This window comes from Curvibacter microcysteis (genome assembly GCF_028649455.1).
GTDB classification, from domain to species: Bacteria; Pseudomonadota; Gammaproteobacteria; order Burkholderiales; family Burkholderiaceae_C; genus Curvibacter; species Curvibacter microcysteis.
On record NZ_JAQSIO010000002.1, the window covers coordinates 274423 to 289455 of the forward strand.

The 15033-nt window shown below is 57.0% G+C and carries 25 protein-coding genes; 14 read left to right on the forward strand and 11 right to left on the reverse strand.

All coding sequences use genetic code 11. The features are described 5' to 3' along the window. Positions 1–71 precede the first annotated feature (71 nt). From PSQ39_RS06390 to PSQ39_RS21750, 8 genes are all read right to left on the reverse strand, one after another. Complete coding sequence (locus PSQ39_RS06390; protein ID WP_273925874.1) at positions 72–1247, reverse strand: Arm DNA-binding domain-containing protein; 1176 nt, start codon at positions 1245–1247, stop codon at positions 72–74. Next, positions 1223–1540 (reverse strand): hypothetical protein, encoded by a 318-nt coding sequence (locus PSQ39_RS21725; protein ID WP_337961929.1) that lies wholly within the window; start codon positions 1538–1540, stop codon positions 1223–1225. The genes PSQ39_RS06390 and PSQ39_RS21725 overlap by 25 nt, the downstream gene beginning before the upstream one ends. Then, complete coding sequence (locus PSQ39_RS06400) at positions 1537–2070, reverse strand: hypothetical protein (RefSeq protein ID WP_273925875.1); 534 nt, start codon at positions 2068–2070, stop codon at positions 1537–1539. Before PSQ39_RS06400 ends, PSQ39_RS21725 begins: the two co-directional genes overlap by 4 nt. Next, complete coding sequence (locus tag PSQ39_RS06405; RefSeq protein WP_273925876.1) at positions 2067–2600, reverse strand: hypothetical protein; 534 nt, start codon at positions 2598–2600, stop codon at positions 2067–2069. Before PSQ39_RS06405 ends, PSQ39_RS06400 begins: the two co-directional genes overlap by 4 nt. After that, complete coding sequence (locus PSQ39_RS06410; RefSeq protein WP_273925877.1) at positions 2597–3109, reverse strand: type 1 periplasmic-binding domain-containing protein; 513 nt, start codon at positions 3107–3109, stop codon at positions 2597–2599. Before PSQ39_RS06410 ends, PSQ39_RS06405 begins: the two co-directional genes overlap by 4 nt. Beyond that, positions 3106–3936 carry a hypothetical protein gene (locus PSQ39_RS06415; protein WP_273925878.1) on the reverse strand — a complete coding sequence of 277 codons (831 nt, stop codon included), beginning with the start codon at positions 3934–3936 and terminating at the stop codon, positions 3106–3108. The genes PSQ39_RS06410 and PSQ39_RS06415 overlap by 4 nt, the downstream gene beginning before the upstream one ends. Positions 3937–4017: 81 nt before the next feature. Further along, positions 4018–4824: a hypothetical protein gene (locus tag PSQ39_RS06420; protein ID WP_273925879.1), complete on the reverse strand. Its 807-nt coding sequence runs from the start codon at positions 4822–4824 to the stop codon at positions 4018–4020. After that, positions 4821–5066: an Arc family DNA-binding protein gene (locus PSQ39_RS21750; protein WP_409241998.1), complete on the reverse strand. Its 246-nt coding sequence runs from the start codon at positions 5064–5066 to the stop codon at positions 4821–4823. The genes PSQ39_RS06420 and PSQ39_RS21750 overlap by 4 nt, the downstream gene beginning before the upstream one ends. A 34-nt stretch (positions 5067–5100) precedes the next feature. Between PSQ39_RS21750 and PSQ39_RS06425 the strand changes: the two genes are divergently transcribed. Further along, entirely contained in the window at positions 5101–5829 is a 729-nt protein-coding gene (locus PSQ39_RS06425; protein WP_273925880.1) for an Arc family DNA-binding protein, read from the forward strand. Between the two features lie 101 nt (positions 5830–5930). On the opposite strand, the gene PSQ39_RS06430 is transcribed toward PSQ39_RS06425, so the two are convergent. Then, a complete protein-coding gene (locus PSQ39_RS06430) occupies positions 5931–6512 on the reverse strand; it encodes a hypothetical protein (RefSeq protein WP_273925881.1) in 582 nt (193 codons plus the stop codon). A gap of 418 nt (positions 6513–6930) precedes the next feature. Between PSQ39_RS06430 and PSQ39_RS06435 the strand changes: the two genes are divergently transcribed. The 4 genes from PSQ39_RS06435 (at position 6931) to PSQ39_RS06450 (ending at position 8320) form a co-directional block, all read left to right on the forward strand. Then, positions 6931–7509 carry a helix-turn-helix domain-containing protein gene (locus tag PSQ39_RS06435; protein WP_273925882.1) on the forward strand — a complete coding sequence of 193 codons (579 nt, stop codon included), beginning with the start codon at positions 6931–6933 and terminating at the stop codon, positions 7507–7509. Positions 7510–7561: 52 nt separating this feature from the next. Next, positions 7562–7777 carry a hypothetical protein gene (locus PSQ39_RS06440; protein WP_273925883.1) on the forward strand — a complete coding sequence of 72 codons (216 nt, stop codon included), beginning with the start codon at positions 7562–7564 and terminating at the stop codon, positions 7775–7777. A 155-nt stretch (positions 7778–7932) separates the two neighbouring features. Further along, positions 7933–8067, forward strand: coding sequence for a P-loop NTPase family protein (locus tag PSQ39_RS06445; protein WP_273925884.1), 135 nt, complete (start codon positions 7933–7935; stop codon positions 8065–8067). A 73-nt stretch (positions 8068–8140) separates the two neighbouring features. Then, on the forward strand, positions 8141–8320 hold the full coding sequence (locus PSQ39_RS06450; protein WP_273925885.1) for a hypothetical protein: 180 nt from the start codon (positions 8141–8143) through the stop codon (positions 8318–8320). A 45-nt stretch (positions 8321–8365) separates the two neighbouring features. Here the strand turns inward: PSQ39_RS06450 and PSQ39_RS06455 are convergent, their stop codons facing one another. After that, positions 8366–8746 carry a hypothetical protein gene (locus PSQ39_RS06455; protein ID WP_273925886.1) on the reverse strand — a complete coding sequence of 127 codons (381 nt, stop codon included), beginning with the start codon at positions 8744–8746 and terminating at the stop codon, positions 8366–8368. A 162-nt stretch (positions 8747–8908) separates the two neighbouring features. Then, entirely contained in the window at positions 8909–9367 is a 459-nt protein-coding gene (locus PSQ39_RS06460) for a helix-turn-helix domain-containing protein (protein ID WP_273925887.1), read from the reverse strand. A 69-nt stretch (positions 9368–9436) separates the two neighbouring features. Here PSQ39_RS06460 and PSQ39_RS06465 point away from each other — a divergent pair, with 69 nt between their 5' ends. The 9 genes from PSQ39_RS06465 (at position 9437) to PSQ39_RS06500 (ending at position 15032) form a co-directional block, all read left to right on the forward strand. Then, positions 9437–9631: a hypothetical protein gene (locus PSQ39_RS06465; protein ID WP_273925888.1), complete on the forward strand. Its 195-nt coding sequence runs from the start codon at positions 9437–9439 to the stop codon at positions 9629–9631. Between the two features lie 336 nt (positions 9632–9967). Then, complete coding sequence (locus tag PSQ39_RS06470; RefSeq protein ID WP_273925889.1) at positions 9968–10387, forward strand: hypothetical protein; 420 nt, start codon at positions 9968–9970, stop codon at positions 10385–10387. A 204-nt stretch (positions 10388–10591) separates the two neighbouring features. Continuing rightward, on the forward strand, positions 10592–10759 hold the full coding sequence (locus PSQ39_RS21755) for an HNH endonuclease (protein ID WP_409241999.1): 168 nt from the start codon (positions 10592–10594) through the stop codon (positions 10757–10759). Continuing rightward, a complete protein-coding gene (locus tag PSQ39_RS06475; protein ID WP_273925890.1) occupies positions 10693–11697 on the forward strand; it encodes a hypothetical protein in 1005 nt (334 codons plus the stop codon). The genes PSQ39_RS21755 and PSQ39_RS06475 overlap by 67 nt, the downstream gene beginning before the upstream one ends. After that, entirely contained in the window at positions 11694–13055 is a 1362-nt protein-coding gene (locus tag PSQ39_RS06480; RefSeq protein ID WP_273925891.1) for a replicative DNA helicase, read from the forward strand. Before PSQ39_RS06475 ends, PSQ39_RS06480 begins: the two co-directional genes overlap by 4 nt. A gap of 15 nt (positions 13056–13070) precedes the next feature. Continuing rightward, complete coding sequence (locus PSQ39_RS06485; protein ID WP_273925892.1) at positions 13071–13376, forward strand: hypothetical protein; 306 nt, start codon at positions 13071–13073, stop codon at positions 13374–13376. After that, a complete protein-coding gene (locus tag PSQ39_RS06490; RefSeq protein ID WP_273925893.1) occupies positions 13376–13948 on the forward strand; it encodes a hypothetical protein in 573 nt (190 codons plus the stop codon). Before PSQ39_RS06485 ends, PSQ39_RS06490 begins: the two co-directional genes overlap by 1 nt. A 274-nt stretch (positions 13949–14222) precedes the next feature. Then, a complete protein-coding gene (locus tag PSQ39_RS06495; protein WP_273925894.1) occupies positions 14223–14564 on the forward strand; it encodes an HNH endonuclease in 342 nt (113 codons plus the stop codon). A 135-nt stretch (positions 14565–14699) separates the two neighbouring features. Then, complete coding sequence (locus tag PSQ39_RS06500) at positions 14700–15032, forward strand: terminase small subunit (protein WP_273925895.1); 333 nt, start codon at positions 14700–14702, stop codon at positions 15030–15032. The last annotated feature ends 1 nt before the right edge of the window (position 15033 follow it).

Here is a 15033-nt window from a genome sequence, read left to right on the forward strand (position 1 = left end):
CCGGGGAAGAAATCGGAAGAACATAGCGGCGATCATCCTCCAAGGTGATCGCCGCTTTTGTTTGTGCCGCTCTATCCTTGCGCCACTTTCTGTGGTGCATCGCTGCCCAAAGCGCTTTCTAGGCGGCCCATTTCCATCGCGTTTCGATCCCCGTCTATCCACTTGGCGTAGGTGCTCAGGAAGATGTCCACGCTGTGCCCAAGCTGTTTGGCGCAGAAGGCTGGATTCATCCCGGCCATCAGCATTGCGGTCGCGTAGGTGTGCCGCATGTTGTACGGTCGCCGGTAGCGAATCCCCAGGCGCTTCAGTGTCGGCGTCCAGTAGCTACGCCTGAAGGCGCGCTCATCGTCCCAGGCTTTGCCGTATCGAGGGTCTTGGAAGACCGTCGCACCGGCAGCCAATGTGTGTTGGCGCTGCCTGGCTAGAGCGGCCTTTGCGCGGCTGTTCAAGATCAGGGTTCGGGCCACGTTGGTCTTTGTCCTGTTTTTGTACTTTCCTCGCACCAAGGCTTCGGTGACTAGGACCGTGTCACTGGCTCGATCCACGTTTGACCAGGTCAAGCCGAAGATCTCCGAGGTTCGCATCCCGCTCCAAAACCAGAACTCAACCAAGTTGTGTACCTGACCAGGGTGATTCAGTAGCAGGGCGCCAATGATCCTCTCAGCCTCATCTCGCGTGAACGGGTCGGGGGGCTCCTTCTGGTGCTTTGCCCGTGGCACCTTCTCAACCGGGTTTGTCTCCAGCAGCCTGTCGGTGACGGCCATTTCGATTGCCTCGCGCAAGACGGAAACGTAGTTGTTCACCGTTTTGCCGGACAACGCGGGTCGACTGGCCAGAGCGATCAAGCAGTGGCTTGTGACCATGGCGCGTACGGCCAAATCCCCCAGCTTGTGCCCCTGCTTATCGCAGGGGGCTGCTTTCCAGAACTTGATGGCGCTCTCATACCCTGCCCGGGTTGAGTCCTCAATGCGTTGGGCTGACAACCAGTGATCCAACTGTGCTGTAACAGTCATTGCAGTAGGTCCACTCTCATCCTCGGGGAAGAACTCCTTCATGCTGAAGGTTCCGAACCGAATTCGTGAGCGGATGTCGACCGCCATGCGTTCGGCGTACTTGATGTTCGCCGGAGTAGGGGGGATGGCTTCCCCGTTGATCTTGAGAGTCTTGCGCTGTTGCTTGCCGTCCAACATGAACGACAGGCGAATGCTGCTCTCCCGGATCTCTACACCAAGCCCGTTGCGACCCATTTTTCATACCCTTTGAGCGAGACATAGACACGCCCAGCACGGCGTTGGTATTGACGACCCTCGGTCCACTTTCCTTCATGAATCATGTTTCGGACTGCAGAAGCCGTGAGGCCCGAGATTGCCGCGAACAGGTCGATCGTGACGTATTCAGCGGTACGCACTTGGACCACCATCTGTTCGTCGTTGGCCGGCGCATGACTTGCATGACCAGATCCAACGTTACGAATGGGCTGGCTTGGCAGCAGGGCGATGTCGAATGCATCAACTGGATGGCTAGTACGCTGGCGCTTCATTGGCTACCTCCCGCAGTCTGTGCCATGGACTTATAGAGCGCTAGCTCCATGTCGGCCAGGCACTTGGGGCCAATGCTACGTGCCACGCTGTAGATTGCTGCCAGAAGGTGTTCGGGCGATGGTCCTGTTGATGACTGTGTCGCCTGTAAGGCCTGTGAGGCTTGATCGTTATCTCGTATCGCCTGGGCAATAAGGTCAAGCAAGACTCGATCGTGCCCTGAGGACCATTTCGATAGATCTTCGCTTTCGATCATCGCTGCAGCGTGGTGCAACAACCTGATTGTTTGAGGATCGTATTTGGCAATTGGCTCCGATCGATCAGCGGCCATTGCTGCGTCGATGTTCTGGTCACAAGTGCCTCCAACCGGCACGTTGCTTGGCCAGCGAAACACCAGTACGGTTTCGCCTTGCCAATCGAAGTCTGCCGCCAGAAAACGAGACGAAAGCCACTTGTAGCGGCGATCGTTAGCGATCTGGGACACGGCTGCTGTTGGTGAAAACTGATCGCCCGAGTTGGATTCACCGGTCATGCTGAACCGCCTTTCTTGGCGAATTTGGACAAAATTTCTTCGGTCTTGAGTGACGCCTCAACGACGTCCAAGTGACGGCTATCCCGGATCGATGTCACTACCTGGCCGAGCCCCCCTAGCGTCGCACCCGCAGATGCCATGGCGAGCAGCTGCCCTGCTTCATCCTTGTCACCTTCAAATTTCCGTTCCAGCGTCCAAATAAAGTCGAAGTAGCACCAAGCAGCTACGTCAAGTGTGGTGGGGCGGTAACTCGGGTCACTTGTGGCATCAAGAAAGGCAATGTGTGCATCCTGCGCATCGCGGTAGCTTGCAAATACCTGTTGCAGGAAGCTGCGGGCAAATCCCACCATTCGGCGTATTTCAAGGAACGTCTCCACCTGCTCCAAGCGGGTAGTGATGATGGGCCCCGAAAATCCGCGAAAGTTGACATCAGCGGGCTTCACTCCGAACTCTGGAATTCGAAAGTAGTTGTCCGGATTGAGGCGGTCATGCTCCCATTCGCCCCAGGGTTGATCAGGTGCCGAGGTCATGCCGCCGCCTTTCGAATATTCACTTGATTCGTCATGGCCGTCATGGCGCTCTCAATGTTGCTGCAGGCGGCATCGAAGTACGCGCAGTACCAGTCTTGACTCCACCGCCATTCATAGTCATCGGCGATCTGGAGGTGCTCAATCAGCTGTAGCAGCGAGAGAGCTTGTTCGACGTTGAGGCGCAACTGATCGGGCGTCTCACTGTGATACTGGACCATCGTATTCACGCCCGCCATCAGCTTCACTGCTGCCTGCAGACTGCCGAACAGCCCATTCACATGGGTCGGATCTTTGATGTTCGCGTCGCCGCCAAAGACATGAACAAGGCATCGAACAACTGCCTCGGCTCGGTACAAGGCGGCATGAATCTTGTCGTACTCATCCATGGTCATGAAGCACTCGGTTGGCGGCTTGTTCCCGCCTCCGCCAAAGGCAGCTTCGTTCGCTGGTGCGACAGTTGGACCGACCACGCTAGCCGTGACTGGCTTGGATTTCGTTGTTGCGCTCATGCTGCGACTCCTTCCGGGAATGGAACAGCACCGCGGTACAGCGCCTGGTGCACGTCTCCAACGGTCAAAGGCTCATTGCCCGACATGTTCCCCATCAGCACGGAATTCAGATCCTTGATCCGTACGCCGATCGAGCGCAGTTCTGCGCCATCCTCGGGAGGCAAATCAAGTTCACGGCTACGGCGAATCAGTTGAAGTGCAGCCCCTTCAATGTCGAACGTCGCGTCCAAAAGCAAGACCCGGCCAAATTTGCTTTCTGCTGTCATCGGCGTTGCCTTGGTCACGAATTTTTGAAGTTGAGAGTCCTCTACTGGTGCTGTCAGCTTCATCAATGGAACTTCATGCGGCCCTGGCAGGTTGGCAGCAATTTGGGCCAGTTCGGCATCGTCGAAGCCTTCACGATTTTCAGTCAGTGTTACTGCTTCGATCGCGTTGAGCATCAACGTGTGAATCGATTGGCGATTTGGGCTATCCAAGTCAACCGCCTGGGCGCCGCGAATCATGCTGTCAGCGTCGTAAATTTGCTCGAGGACCAAGCTGCTGTCTCGAAGACCCTGCTCAATTTCGCGACCTACCTGTTCGAAGTGGACCGAGATCAGGCGATCCAGTCGAGATGAGTAAATGTCCCTCCCATCGACAACATCTTCGACTTCCATGCCGGCCATTGCGAGGTCTGCCAGCTTGCGCAAGATACTTCGCATTATCAGCACCCACGCGGGCGGTGGCAGGGCCTCGTTAGCCGCCTGGGTACGGCGTCCAACCTGGGTTTTCACCTTGGTGGGTGTGGCCTTCTTTGCCTTTTCAGGCGCGGCTGTGCTATGTTCCATGGCACGATTCCTTTTCAGTAGATAGTTTTGGGATCACAGAAACCCTTGAGCAGGTCAGAGCGCTCAGGGGTTTCGCCTTTTTTACGCGGCATCTTTGCCTCGATTCGATGCACGTTGTTTACGGAGACGGCGACCCATGTCGAGGGGGATGGCTTCGCCGGGCACGGGCTTGAGTGATGGCTGGCTGAACTCAATCAGCATCTGGCCCTGGCGTTCGGCCACATACCGCCAGCACAACTCCGCCACCCCTTCGCGCATGGCCTTGTCGGCCATGTCGGGGTCGAACATCTTGGACTTCACGCCACCGACTTCGGCATGACCGTCGGTGTAGGCACCGCGCTTCACCAGCCAGCCGCTCAGCATCCGGGATGCATTCTTCAGCGGAGGTAAGCCGTGGCGCTTCCAGATCTGGCCAGCAGTCTCGCCGTGGCGCAGGCTGGTCTGGTTCTTGGACAGCTCGGCCTGGATCAGCTCGGGGATCATTGCCGCCAGCTCTTTGTGAACCACGGCCTTGACGATGCCGCCCACCTGGGACGCGACTGCTTGCGGCAGGGCGACGTTCTGCAGCTGCTGTTCCAGGGCCGTCATGTGGTCGAAGACCTTGGCCTGGATTTCGTAGCTGTAGGACATGGCCATCAGGCAGGCCTCGCGCTTGGGGAAGCGGTAGATGGGCGATTGGCGGGTTGCACCATTGCCAATGGTCACTGTGAGCATGTCCTTAAAGTTCAGGGCATGTTCTTCGCCCAGCACTTTTGGCACTTTTGCCATGAAGTTGTCATGGCGCAGCTCGGACTCGCCAGGCTTGCGCTGGCTGTTGATGAAGTCCACCAGTTCCAGGCTGGTCATCGTGACCGCCTCTGCGGGCCCCTTGAGGCTGACGATGTTCATTGCTGATTTCCTTTCTGAGGGTTGGAAAGCTGTTGGGAGCGCTTGCTCTTGAAGGACTCGCGCAAACGGTGGAGAATTTCTGCGTTGAAGGTGCGGTCTGCCCCGTCTGCCGCCTCGTGAACTTGACGATGCAAGTCGGGAGGTATGCGAAGCGCGGTTTTGACGAAATCTGCTTGTGTTTTCAATTTGCCTCCATCATGGAGATTTGATTCAAATGTACATTGCTTCCATGTTGGAGGCAATACTTGATGCGTTTGTGTGGACTATCATGGAGGCATGGCTACCAGCACCAAACAAACGGACTTTGTTAAGACAGCTTTGCGGCTGCCTCCTGAACTTCATGAGCAGGTGCATGCAGCAGCTCAAAATTCAGGCCGAACGTACAACGCAGAGTTAGTGCACTGCATTGAGAAGGCCCTGAATCCTGGGCCAGATGCTGTTTCTGTGCATCTCGACCCGAAGCTGCGGTACTTGGCTGAGATTGCCGCTCGAAAGAATCGACGAACCCTCGCTAGCCACATTGAGTGGGCCGTTGAGATCAGCCTCAGAGAGGTAGTTATTTACGCGGGTAGTGGCTACAACGGTGATCACTCCATCTCCGTTGCTGAGCGTGCCAATGATTTGTGGGATGTTGATGAATCTGAGCGTTTCATCAAACTCGCGATTCGACATCCAGAGCTTTTGACTTTGGAGGAGCAGGAGCGTTGGAAGATGCTGTCTGACGCTGATTTGCTGGCACCTGCCAGACTGCGAAACCCAAACGGTCTGGTGGCGTGGAATTTCGGCCGCTTGGACGACGCGGTGTATCCGACCATTCGTCGCATTTGGCCTGACTTGTTGGCCGCACATGCAGCCGGCCCAGAACGGTCTCGTGAGTGGGTAGCATCCACTAGACTCGCGGTGCTTAATGGCAACATCTATCCGGGCTACCCGCCAAGTCCTGCTACCAGGAAGGCTGCTCGTCCATCGTCCGGCTTCGATGACATGGACGAGACCCCCTTTTAATGTCGGTTTCTTTCGGTTCATGCAGCGAAGTTTCCGGCTTCTCCGAAAAAATTGCGACGCACTGAAAAGGCACTTTTCAGTTACTTGAAATGTGTTGGTGCTCATGACTGCACCCCCGCCAGTCGCTCGATAACAGGCCGTTCCCGGTAGTCCCCAAAGGCTCCACCGAAGAACTCATTGGCGCCCTCGTGGACCGCGCGATCCAGTTTGGAGCTGGTCTTCAGTGCGTTCATGAACGCCATGGTGTGACACCACTTCAAGGGCTTGATCTCGATACCGTCGTGTTTGGTGGCTGAGTTCTCGAGGTCGAGGACTGCTATGAGGTGAATGGCTTTGTCGCCGTACTTGGTGATTTCCGGCGTGTCCCACTCGGCCGTGTTGGCGCCCAGGACATTCAGGATCAGCTCGCGGGGAACGCCTGCTTCATCGATCGCCGCGCACAGCGACATGAGGCGCTGACCATCCTCAATAAGGGCAAATTCCACGTCGACGATCTCGATCTTGATCTTGGCGATCGCGGCGTCAACCAGCTCGACTTTCCCAAGCTGGCCCAGGGCTCGGAACACGTCTTTTCGCCTAGTCAGATCAGCGACCTTGGAGCGGTATTGCTGGCGTACCGTGATCAGCAGCCTCGCAGACAGCTTCAGGCGCGCCAGGTCGCGTAGCAGAATGTCATGGTTCACAGCACCGCTCTCCGGCTACGCCAAACCAGGCCCGCAGCCCAGCGCACGGATTGAACAGGGCCAGCACCAGTGCTGCGGCGCATCTTGGCCAGGCGATAGAGTAGGGTTACCTGGTTCATTTGACGACCTCCTTTGCATCGGTGGTAGGACTGCCCTGGCAAACGTTCCCAGCATCCAATTGGCGGCTTGTCTCGAGCCGGAATAGAACCTCGCTGTTGACGGATCGAAATGATTCCTTTGCCTTCACGCGGAGGTAAGCCTCCAGATCAATGGAGGGACGAATCTGAATAGGTGACCTCTGGGTCGGCTTGCTCATACAATCATCCTTGGTATCGAACAGTATTGAACAGTAGATTTTTTGTAGTTTAACTATCAATTTCTACTTGTCAATACTGTTCATGACTATTTGGAGTGATGAATGGATGGAGATTTCCCGCAGCGGCTGATCAAGGCCAGGGCTGGTCATGGCTGGTCACAGGCAGATTTAGCTGAGGTAAGTGGAGTTGCGGCAGCCCAGATATCGCGGTACGAGCTTGGCCGCAGCAGGCCAAGGTCAGAAGTCATTGCGCGACTGGCGAAGGCTATGGCAGTGAGTTTTGACTGGCTTGCCAATGCGCGGGGCGACATTGATGTGGACGCTGAGGTGCCAGCCTACCCCGGCTCGCAAACTCTTGTGCACACGTTTGAGCTATCAGAAGATGATGAGCTGTATCGCGCACTTGCGGTCATTGCAAAGCATCACGGCGTGACTATCGAGATGGCTGCGAAGATTGGCTTGCGGCAAGCGGCGGAGCATTTGGCGTCGAAATTGGAGCAAGAGGGTGTTTCGAGCCAAGAGCAAGAGACGGCTCGGCTCCTTCGAGTTCTCACCTTGGAACCTCCCCTGCCCGCGGCTGAATCACCGCTTCATCAGCTACCCCTTCCAACTAACGCCACCCGAAAGCATGAGCGGAAGGGCCCATCCCGCCCCCCGAACGCAGGGAAGCCGAAGGGGTGACACTTCCAGTCTCCCCTGGCTATGATGTGTCAAACATCTTCAGGGGGATTTCGTGGCTACACCGCAGGACGCGTTTAAAGAACTGCTTTCACTTTTGGATTCGCCCACCACGCCGTTGGATTTACGCGTGGCCGCGGCCGATGGGCTTGGCACGATTGGCGGCGAAGTGGCAAGGGAAGCATTGTTGAAAATCTTGCAGTCAAAAACGCAAGCGCTTGCGCTTCGATCGGCTGCGGCCCGAGCGATTGCCCATGCCTATCGCCAATGACTAGGCCAGGCGGTCGCTTTGCTGGCGGCGTGGAGATCTCAGTTGGATCTAGTGTCATCCGGCTTGTTGTACGGAAGATCACACCTCATGACTTCAACTGGATGGCGGATGTTCGAATCCGTTTGAAAGGAAGGCCATTCAGCGAGGAAATTGGGATGCCGAACACCGAAAGCAGTGCTGAATCTATCGCTCAAGCGTTACGTTCGGCGCTGTCGTTCTTTGAGAGCTGCGGGATCCTGCTCAGCCCTGAGCAGCGAACTGAACTTGAAGGCGCGCTCGTGGTTTCGTGATCTACCTCGCCATACCTGGCTTGAACATCTCGCGCCCAGGCACCACACTGGGCCCATGAACCAGACTGACGTAATGCTCAGGATCGTGGACATGGAGGCCGTGGGTGGTGCGGCGTCGCCTGAGGACGCCATCTCGTTCGTGGCGGAGCTGATCAACCGCCTGGACCCTGTCAGAGACAGCTACGAATCGGATGTGTACGCCTTGCTGAGGGTCGGGGCTTGCATCTGGGCCATGGGCAAGCGGCAGGCGTAAAAAAGCCCGCGCTGGGCGGGCAGGGCCGGGCAAAATTGCGTGGATCTACTGCAGTTGCGAAAGCCTTTTGGCATTCGCACATGCTTGTGCCGCATCGTTGGCGCTCATAGGGCCAGCAAGGTTGTAGTCCGCAAGATGGCGCTGGCCTCGCATCACTTCGAGCACGCCGGCAGCGACGCGGGATGCTTTCTTCTGTTCCTGACTCAACTCTGGTGCTGGGTTACGGAGTTGATTGATCACTTGCTGATGCACGCCACCAGCGGGGCCGGCATTTGAACCAGGTGCTGGCAAGTGGGCATGCCATGTTTTGCTGACATGGTATGCGTAATAGTAGGCTCTGCTCACGGCTGAGCGATGAGCAGCCTCGCCTTCTTGGGTCGCCAATTTCTCTGCGAGCGAGAGCAACTCTTCGACTTGAATTGCCATGGTCAGTGAGCCTTCATCCCTTGGAAGGTGACGGAAAGACCAGGCTTGTCGAGATCGCGGTCGACAAGGGTGCTAGCCAACTCAAAATTCATGTCACTGGCCTCTTCAGGTGAGACGTGAATCCTGTAGATCATCAAGATCCCAAGTTGTTCAGGGGCTTCGTCAATGATGTGGAAACTCGAAGTCTCCGACCACCTCGGTCAGCAAGTCTTCTACGGCCCTCCAAGCGCGCTCGTTAGACGGTGAATTGCCGGCCACGTTCAGCGTACTCAAGAGCAGGGTGCGTAGGTCTGGTGACGCCGCCTTGAAGGCCTGTCGCAAGAACTGAGCAGTCTGCGCAGCGCCCTGCTGTACTGGCACTTCACTGGCATCAGACCGAACCAGCGCTAGCGAGCGCGGTTGGCCCGCATTCTTTTCCCCCATGCCATCGGCAAGCCATGAAGCCGACACCCCGAGGAAATCAGCCGCGCGGCTGTTGTTTGCTGCCGTGAAGCTGTTGGTGTCGCCAATCAGCACCTTGCGGCATGCCTGGTAGGAGATGCCTAGGGCATCGGCTAGCGCTTGCGTCTTCACGCCTGCGTCTCGCATGGCCTCAGCGAGTCTGTCTTTGTAGGTAACCATGGTTGTGATTTTGCCAGATGGGAACATAATTTAATGGACCTATAGTTGCTTTTGTGGTTCAATATCCACATGAAAAAAATTGAAGCGATTGAACTGTTGGGTGGAACGATGGCGGATGCCGCAAGGGCAATCGGCATCTCACATCAGTCGGTCCAGAAATGGCCTGACGTCTTGTCTAACCGCATTCGTGACCGTGTCCACGCGGTGCTCTACCGGCAGTCGGTAGCAGCAAAGGCAGCGCCGTCTCGTAAGAAGGCCAAATGACATGAGAGCCTCTCCTCCTCAAGTGTCATGGCGTCCTCCAGTCCTACGTGACTTGTTGGGGTCCATCTCGACTCTGCTGGTCACACCCCGAACTCGCACCGCTCCGGCTACCCAATCGATTACGACTCTGCTGGTCGATAGCACCTGCGTTGAGCGCAGGGTGTCTGGGTCGAAGTTGGTACTCAGTGCAGTGCGCGTGCTGCTGTGGATCGGGGTGATATCTGGCGTGATGGCGTTCATGGCAGTTCAAAAATTGAAGTTTGGTTGCCTGAACTTTGCTTTTTTTTGCCGTTTTGAACGAGACATGACGGTTCAAGAAGTTTGTGAGGTCTTGTGATGTCGGCTCAATTCGAGTTTTCATCTCGCCCGCCCATGGATGCGGTCGACCCGGTGTTGATCGCTCGCCAGCCCACGATGACCAAGGCGCTTCAGTTGTGCCAGACCCTTAGCGGAATGGATGACAAGGCTTTTGTTGGGCCGGGCGGTGTTGTTAAGGACGCCGCCCAGTGGAGTCGAATCATGGGCTCCGGGCAGCACAACTTTCCCCAGGAGCAGCTCAATCGCTTCATGGACCAAGCCGGCAATGAGGCTCCCTTGTTGTGGCTTGTGCACAGCCGTGGCTATGACATGACGTCCCTGCGGAAGCTCGAAACGGAAACCGAACGGGCCCTGCGCATTGAGCGCGAGGAGTCGTCGCGGTTGCGTGAGAAGTTGGCTTATGCCGAATCGATTTTGCAGGGGAGGGCCACTCGATGAGCCAGTTGATCAACTTGGGCGGCGGCCCACAGGAAGGCCCGCCTCACGATGAAGCGTCATTGGTGGCTCAACTCGGCCTTTTGAGAGCCGAGTGCAATGAGTTGCTAGCTCAGGGTTCAAAAGACGCGATCGGCCGCTACAGGGCCGCTTGTGAGGAGATGAGGTCTCTCATTTCTCAGCTTGCTTCTATCCGAAGGGACTGACATGGCCCGCTCGCGAAACATCAAGCTTGTTGTTGATCACATTCTTACCCTTAAGGCAGGGGGCTTGAATGTTGTAGAAAACTTTCAAACCGTCTGTGTAACTTGCAACAAGAAGAAGTTGCGAGAGGGCAGAACGGCGACTGTCGCTTATTTGGCGAGGTTGCCATGAGCAGGTATCGCAAAATCGAAGTTCGTACTTGGTCGGATGAAAAGTTTCGCACCTTGTCGGCAATGCCGCCATCTGGCCAGGGCCTTTGGTTCTTTCTCCTCACCGGACGCCATACAACCGCTATTCCCGGCCTGTTTCGTGCTGGTCGCGCAGGCATGGCCGAAGAGTTGAATTGGGATCAGGAAGCCTTTGACAAAGCCTTTCTTGAAGTCTCAACGCAAGGCATGGCGAAAGCCGATTTCAAAGCCAGGCTTGTATGGCTTCCGAAGGCTATCGAGCACAACAAGCCAGAGTCTCCAAATGTGGTGCGCGGCTGGAGGGTTGAGCTTGACCTTCTGCCTGAATGCGACTTGAAGCGAGAAGCCATCGAAGGCATTCGTCACTCGCTTGAAAACGTCGGTCCCTCCTATGTAGAGGCCTTTGACGAGATCATTTCTGGCAAGCAAAAGGCTTTGGCAAAGGCTTCGCCGAAGCCTTCAGAGAAGACTTCCCCTAATCAGGAACAGGAACAGGAACAGGAACAGGAGGATAAGAGAGAACCTGACGGTTCTTGTCCGGACGAAGGTCCGAACGCGGTCCCGAACTGCCCTTTTGACAATCTGATCGACCTGTACGAGGAAAAGCTGCCTGTACTTCCGACCATTCGGCGAAGCTTGTTCAAGACCGGCAAAGGTGGAACGGCGATGAAAGCTCGCTGGAAGTGGGTCCTGACAGCCCTTCATGAGCGCGGTGATCGTGTCGGACAGAGGTTGGCAACGACGGCAGAGGAGGGCGTTGTGTGGTTCGGCAAGTTCTTTGACTACGTTGCTGCGAGTGACTTTTTGACCGGGAAAAGTGGCAAGTTCAACGGCTGCACGCTGCAGTGGCTGATGACGGCTAGCAAATTCGAAGACGTGCTCAGCGGTAAGTTCCACGACCAGGTTCGGGAGGCTGCATGAGCCGAGCACCCCGTCAGATCCCCGCAAGTCTTGAGTCTGAGGCTGGTTTGCTGGGTGGCTTGTTGCTGGACAACGAGGCAATACAGCGTATTCCGGATCTCGACCCGGCTGCGTTCTACAGCAGCTTCCATCGTGAGGTCTACTCGACGATCCAATCTTTGGTCGTGGAAGGGCATCCCTACGACACCGTTTCGGTCTATACGCGGATGTCGGAGAAGGGGGGGGCCGCTGACCTGGTGGCACTGAATGAGCTCGCTCAATACGTGCCGAGCTCGACCTCCATCCGCCGTTATGCCGAGGTGGTGCAAGACCGGTACCGTTCGCGTCAATTGATGCAAGTCGCAGGCGAGATCGCTGACCTTGCAACGAGCACAGCGACATCCGCTGAGCAAATCGACCGAGCGCAGATGCTTTTGGCAAAGATGGCCACCGTGAAATCACGGAGGGACCCGCAGCACATCGACGCGAGCATTGCTGAGTACCTGGCTCTTTTGCAGGATCTCAGCGAAGGTCGAAACCCGGCGATTCCTACCGGCATCTCTGGCCTTGATGGTCTGTTGAACGGCGGTTTGCGACGCGGCGAGGTTCTCGTTCTAGGGGCCCGCCCTAAGCACGGAAAGACTGCACTCGCACTCGCCTTGGCTAGGAACATGGCCCGCAACTACAGCGTTCTGTTCCTCAGCCAGGAAATGGCAATCAGCCAACTGATGCACCGTCATACCGCCGCAATGGGCCCTTTTGACCTCGGTCGAATTTTAGCCGCTCGTCCCGAGGACAAAGAAATGTGGACGGCCGTATCTGATGCGGCACATCGCTTGGGGCAATTGAACATTCACCACGACGAGCAGGGTGCTCTGACCCTCATGGAGATTCGGCGCAAGGTCATGAAGGTCCGCCGCGAGCGAGGGCTGGATGTTTTGTTTGTGGACTTTCTCCAGTTGATGGCAGGCGCTGGGGACGAAAACCGAAATCGCGAGCTCGACATCATCGTCAATGGAATCAAGGCGATGTCGATGGATCTGCAGATAGCGACCGTGGTCCTGAGCCAGATGAGTCGTAAAGCTGACGAGCATTACGGCCCCCCCTTGATGACTCACCTTCGGGACTCTGGAGCCATTGAGGCTGCGGCGGACCAGGTCGCTTTGCTATTTACCGATTGGAACCATCCCATGAGCAAGCGGACTGACGAGTTCAAGGGGTACTCGCAGCTTGATTTGGTCGCGCATCGAAACGGGCCCCAGGGCGTGGTCCCTCTCCACTTCAATGCCAATTTCCAGCAGATGCAGGACTGGAATCGCCCAATCCCAACCCACAAAGCCGTGCCGACCGAGAACAGACGTCGAGATGCCAACTTTTAGTCCAAGGAGAACGCGATGAACGAACCTACAACTTTGAAGGCCAACGAGCCTATGCTTGATCAGCCATCTGCTGGATTCCGGGCTCACGTACTGCTCTGGAGCCAGAGCCAGTGCGCGTTGCACATCGAGCCAGTTAGCGAGATGTTGTCATCCAACAGGAGGGCTTACGCCGAAAACCGAACCATGGACTACGTGCCAATTTTCTTTGGTACGGATGAGAAGTGCCACGAGATTGGACGAGCGCTCAGGGGAACTATGTCCGACCGCCAACATGGCAAAGACAAGCCGGTTGGGATGGCTGACCTGGGATTGGAGGGCTGATGCACGAAGAGCCAATCTTCCAAGACGTTGGCCATGCGCTGCATGTCTCTTATTTGCTCGTGGGTCAACCCGCAACTCGCCCCAGCCCAACCGGTACGCTCATTGACCGATTGGTGAAGGAGAACCATGTGTGGGATGGCATCCCGGCGCCACGCGCAAGCCGCTGCAATTTCCGAGGCCTGGACCCCTTGGAGGTGCGCGGCCAGTGTGCGCAAGTGGTGGGCATGGCTGAGCGCCTGCTGCACCCGGCTGAGCTGGCTGCAGTGCGGGCGATCTACGGCTGGCAGTTGGAGAAGTCCAAAGGCGTTCGTGGCATGGCCGACTACTGCCGGCCCATGCTGGGCGACCTGAGTGAGGACTGCTGCCTGTACCTGGGTTGGCATGTGTTTGGCACTCAGGAGCAGCGCAAGGGAATCAGCGTGGGGGCTATTGCGGACAAGTTTTGCCGCAGCACCCAGGCCCTGACCTACGCAGCCTCGCTGCTGCGAAAGAATGGCCAGGCGTACCACAAGCGGGCATGCGACTCTTTGTGGACTCGCTTTACTGAGGGTGGGCTGGTTCCTTCTTGCTGACGCGAAACTTACAAAACTTGCGCTGCTACCGAAAAGCATGGTAGATTTATGCCAGTCTTGGAAAACTTGTATCTAAAACAGGTTCTCCACCAAAGCCCGCTCGGTTCGCCCTGCGGGCTTTTTGCTTTTGGTCCCCACTCATGCCCGGAACCTGAACGGGCCGGCCGGGGGTAAACGGCCGGGGAATATCCGCCATGCGCGCCAATGGTCATCAGGGGCGGCGCGAACGGTTCTCCCTGCTGGCTGAGGCCAGTAAATCCGAAGGGTGACGAACATGAAGCCACGCATTGCCGCCGCACCGGTTCGCATCGGCATGGCCCAAGGGCGGCAGATCACACAAGCCCCCCGCATCTCCGCAACACCACGCCTGCGTGGCAGCGCCTGGATGAAGCGCCGCGCCATCTGGCTGCGTGCCCACCCGCTGTGCGTTCACTGCGAGGCTGAAGGCAAGACGGTCCGAGCTGATGAGGTCGATCACATCAAACCGCTGTGGGCTGGTGGTGTTGACTCTGAAGCGAACTACCAAGGCCTGTGCAAAGAGCACCACAAGGGCAAGACGGCGCTTGAGGCCAAGGACAGGGCAAAGGCTGGCGTGATCGGGGATCGCTGGGCGTAGGCCTTCCTGGTCCGGGCGTGAGGCGTCGGCTGGAGGACGGCAGGGGAGGGGGCGGTCAGATCTCTGGGTCGAAATTGGCTGGAAACCGCATGGTTCCGCACGCGCAGATTAAATCCCCATTCAAAAGGTAATCAAATGGCAGGCAAACCAGGTCGAAGCGGTGGCGCGCGGCCGGGGGCGGGCCGCAAGCCCAATGCGCCGGTCACCATCAAGGTCGAGGTTCCACCGTCTATCGAGACGCTGGCCCACACTGACCCGAAGGTATTTTTGCTGGCGCTGATGAATGACCTGCAGGCCGACGTGAAGCTGCGGGCTGACGCAGCCAAGGCCCTGATGCCCTTCATGCACACAAAGAAGGGCGAGGGCGGCAAGAAGGAGCAGGGCCAGGAAGCTGCCAAACGGGTGGCGAGCAAGTTCGCACCAGCCGCGCCGCCGAAGCTGGTGGCCGCTGGCGGTAAGAAGGTCTGAC

What these genes read in the sequence shown, in the direction of transcription:
- PSQ39_RS06390 (WP_273925874.1), bottom strand. Translation starts at nt 1,247, where the DNA reads ATGGGTCGCAACGGGCTTGGTGTAGAGATCCGGGAGAGCAGCATTCGC.
- PSQ39_RS21725 (WP_337961929.1), bottom strand. Translation starts at nt 1,540, where the DNA reads ATGAAGCGCCAGCGTACTAGCCATCCAGTTGATGCATTCGACATCGCC.
- PSQ39_RS06400 (WP_273925875.1), bottom strand. Translation starts at nt 2,070, where the DNA reads ATGACCGGTGAATCCAACTCGGGCGATCAGTTTTCACCAACAGCAGCC.
- PSQ39_RS06405 (WP_273925876.1), bottom strand. Translation starts at nt 2,600, where the DNA reads ATGACCTCGGCACCTGATCAACCCTGGGGCGAATGGGAGCATGACCGC.
- PSQ39_RS06410 (WP_273925877.1), bottom strand. Translation starts at nt 3,109, where the DNA reads ATGAGCGCAACAACGAAATCCAAGCCAGTCACGGCTAGCGTGGTCGGT.
- PSQ39_RS06415 (WP_273925878.1), bottom strand. Translation starts at nt 3,936, where the DNA reads ATGGAACATAGCACAGCCGCGCCTGAAAAGGCAAAGAAGGCCACACCC.
- PSQ39_RS06420 (WP_273925879.1), bottom strand. Translation starts at nt 4,824, where the DNA reads ATGAACATCGTCAGCCTCAAGGGGCCCGCAGAGGCGGTCACGATGACC.
- PSQ39_RS06425 (WP_273925880.1), top strand. Translation starts at nt 5,101, where the DNA reads ATGGCTACCAGCACCAAACAAACGGACTTTGTTAAGACAGCTTTGCGG.
- PSQ39_RS06435 (WP_273925882.1), top strand. Translation starts at nt 6,931, where the DNA reads ATGGATGGAGATTTCCCGCAGCGGCTGATCAAGGCCAGGGCTGGTCAT.
- PSQ39_RS06445 (WP_273925884.1), top strand. Translation starts at nt 7,933, where the DNA reads ATGCCGAACACCGAAAGCAGTGCTGAATCTATCGCTCAAGCGTTACGT.
- PSQ39_RS06450 (WP_273925885.1), top strand. Translation starts at nt 8,141, where the DNA reads ATGCTCAGGATCGTGGACATGGAGGCCGTGGGTGGTGCGGCGTCGCCT.
- PSQ39_RS06455 (WP_273925886.1), bottom strand. Translation starts at nt 8,746, where the DNA reads ATGGCAATTCAAGTCGAAGAGTTGCTCTCGCTCGCAGAGAAATTGGCG.
- PSQ39_RS06460 (WP_273925887.1), bottom strand. Translation starts at nt 9,367, where the DNA reads ATGGTTACCTACAAAGACAGACTCGCTGAGGCCATGCGAGACGCAGGC.
- PSQ39_RS06465 (WP_273925888.1), top strand. Translation starts at nt 9,437, where the DNA reads ATGAAAAAAATTGAAGCGATTGAACTGTTGGGTGGAACGATGGCGGAT.
- PSQ39_RS06470 (WP_273925889.1), top strand. Translation starts at nt 9,968, where the DNA reads ATGTCGGCTCAATTCGAGTTTTCATCTCGCCCGCCCATGGATGCGGTC.
- PSQ39_RS21755 (WP_409241999.1), top strand. Translation starts at nt 10,592, where the DNA reads ATGGCCCGCTCGCGAAACATCAAGCTTGTTGTTGATCACATTCTTACC.
- PSQ39_RS06480 (WP_273925891.1), top strand. Translation starts at nt 11,694, where the DNA reads ATGAGCCGAGCACCCCGTCAGATCCCCGCAAGTCTTGAGTCTGAGGCT.
- PSQ39_RS06485 (WP_273925892.1), top strand. Translation starts at nt 13,071, where the DNA reads ATGAACGAACCTACAACTTTGAAGGCCAACGAGCCTATGCTTGATCAG.
- PSQ39_RS06490 (WP_273925893.1), top strand. Translation starts at nt 13,376, where the DNA reads ATGCACGAAGAGCCAATCTTCCAAGACGTTGGCCATGCGCTGCATGTC.
- PSQ39_RS06495 (WP_273925894.1), top strand. Translation starts at nt 14,223, where the DNA reads ATGAAGCCACGCATTGCCGCCGCACCGGTTCGCATCGGCATGGCCCAA.
- PSQ39_RS06500 (WP_273925895.1), top strand. Translation starts at nt 14,700, where the DNA reads ATGGCAGGCAAACCAGGTCGAAGCGGTGGCGCGCGGCCGGGGGCGGGC.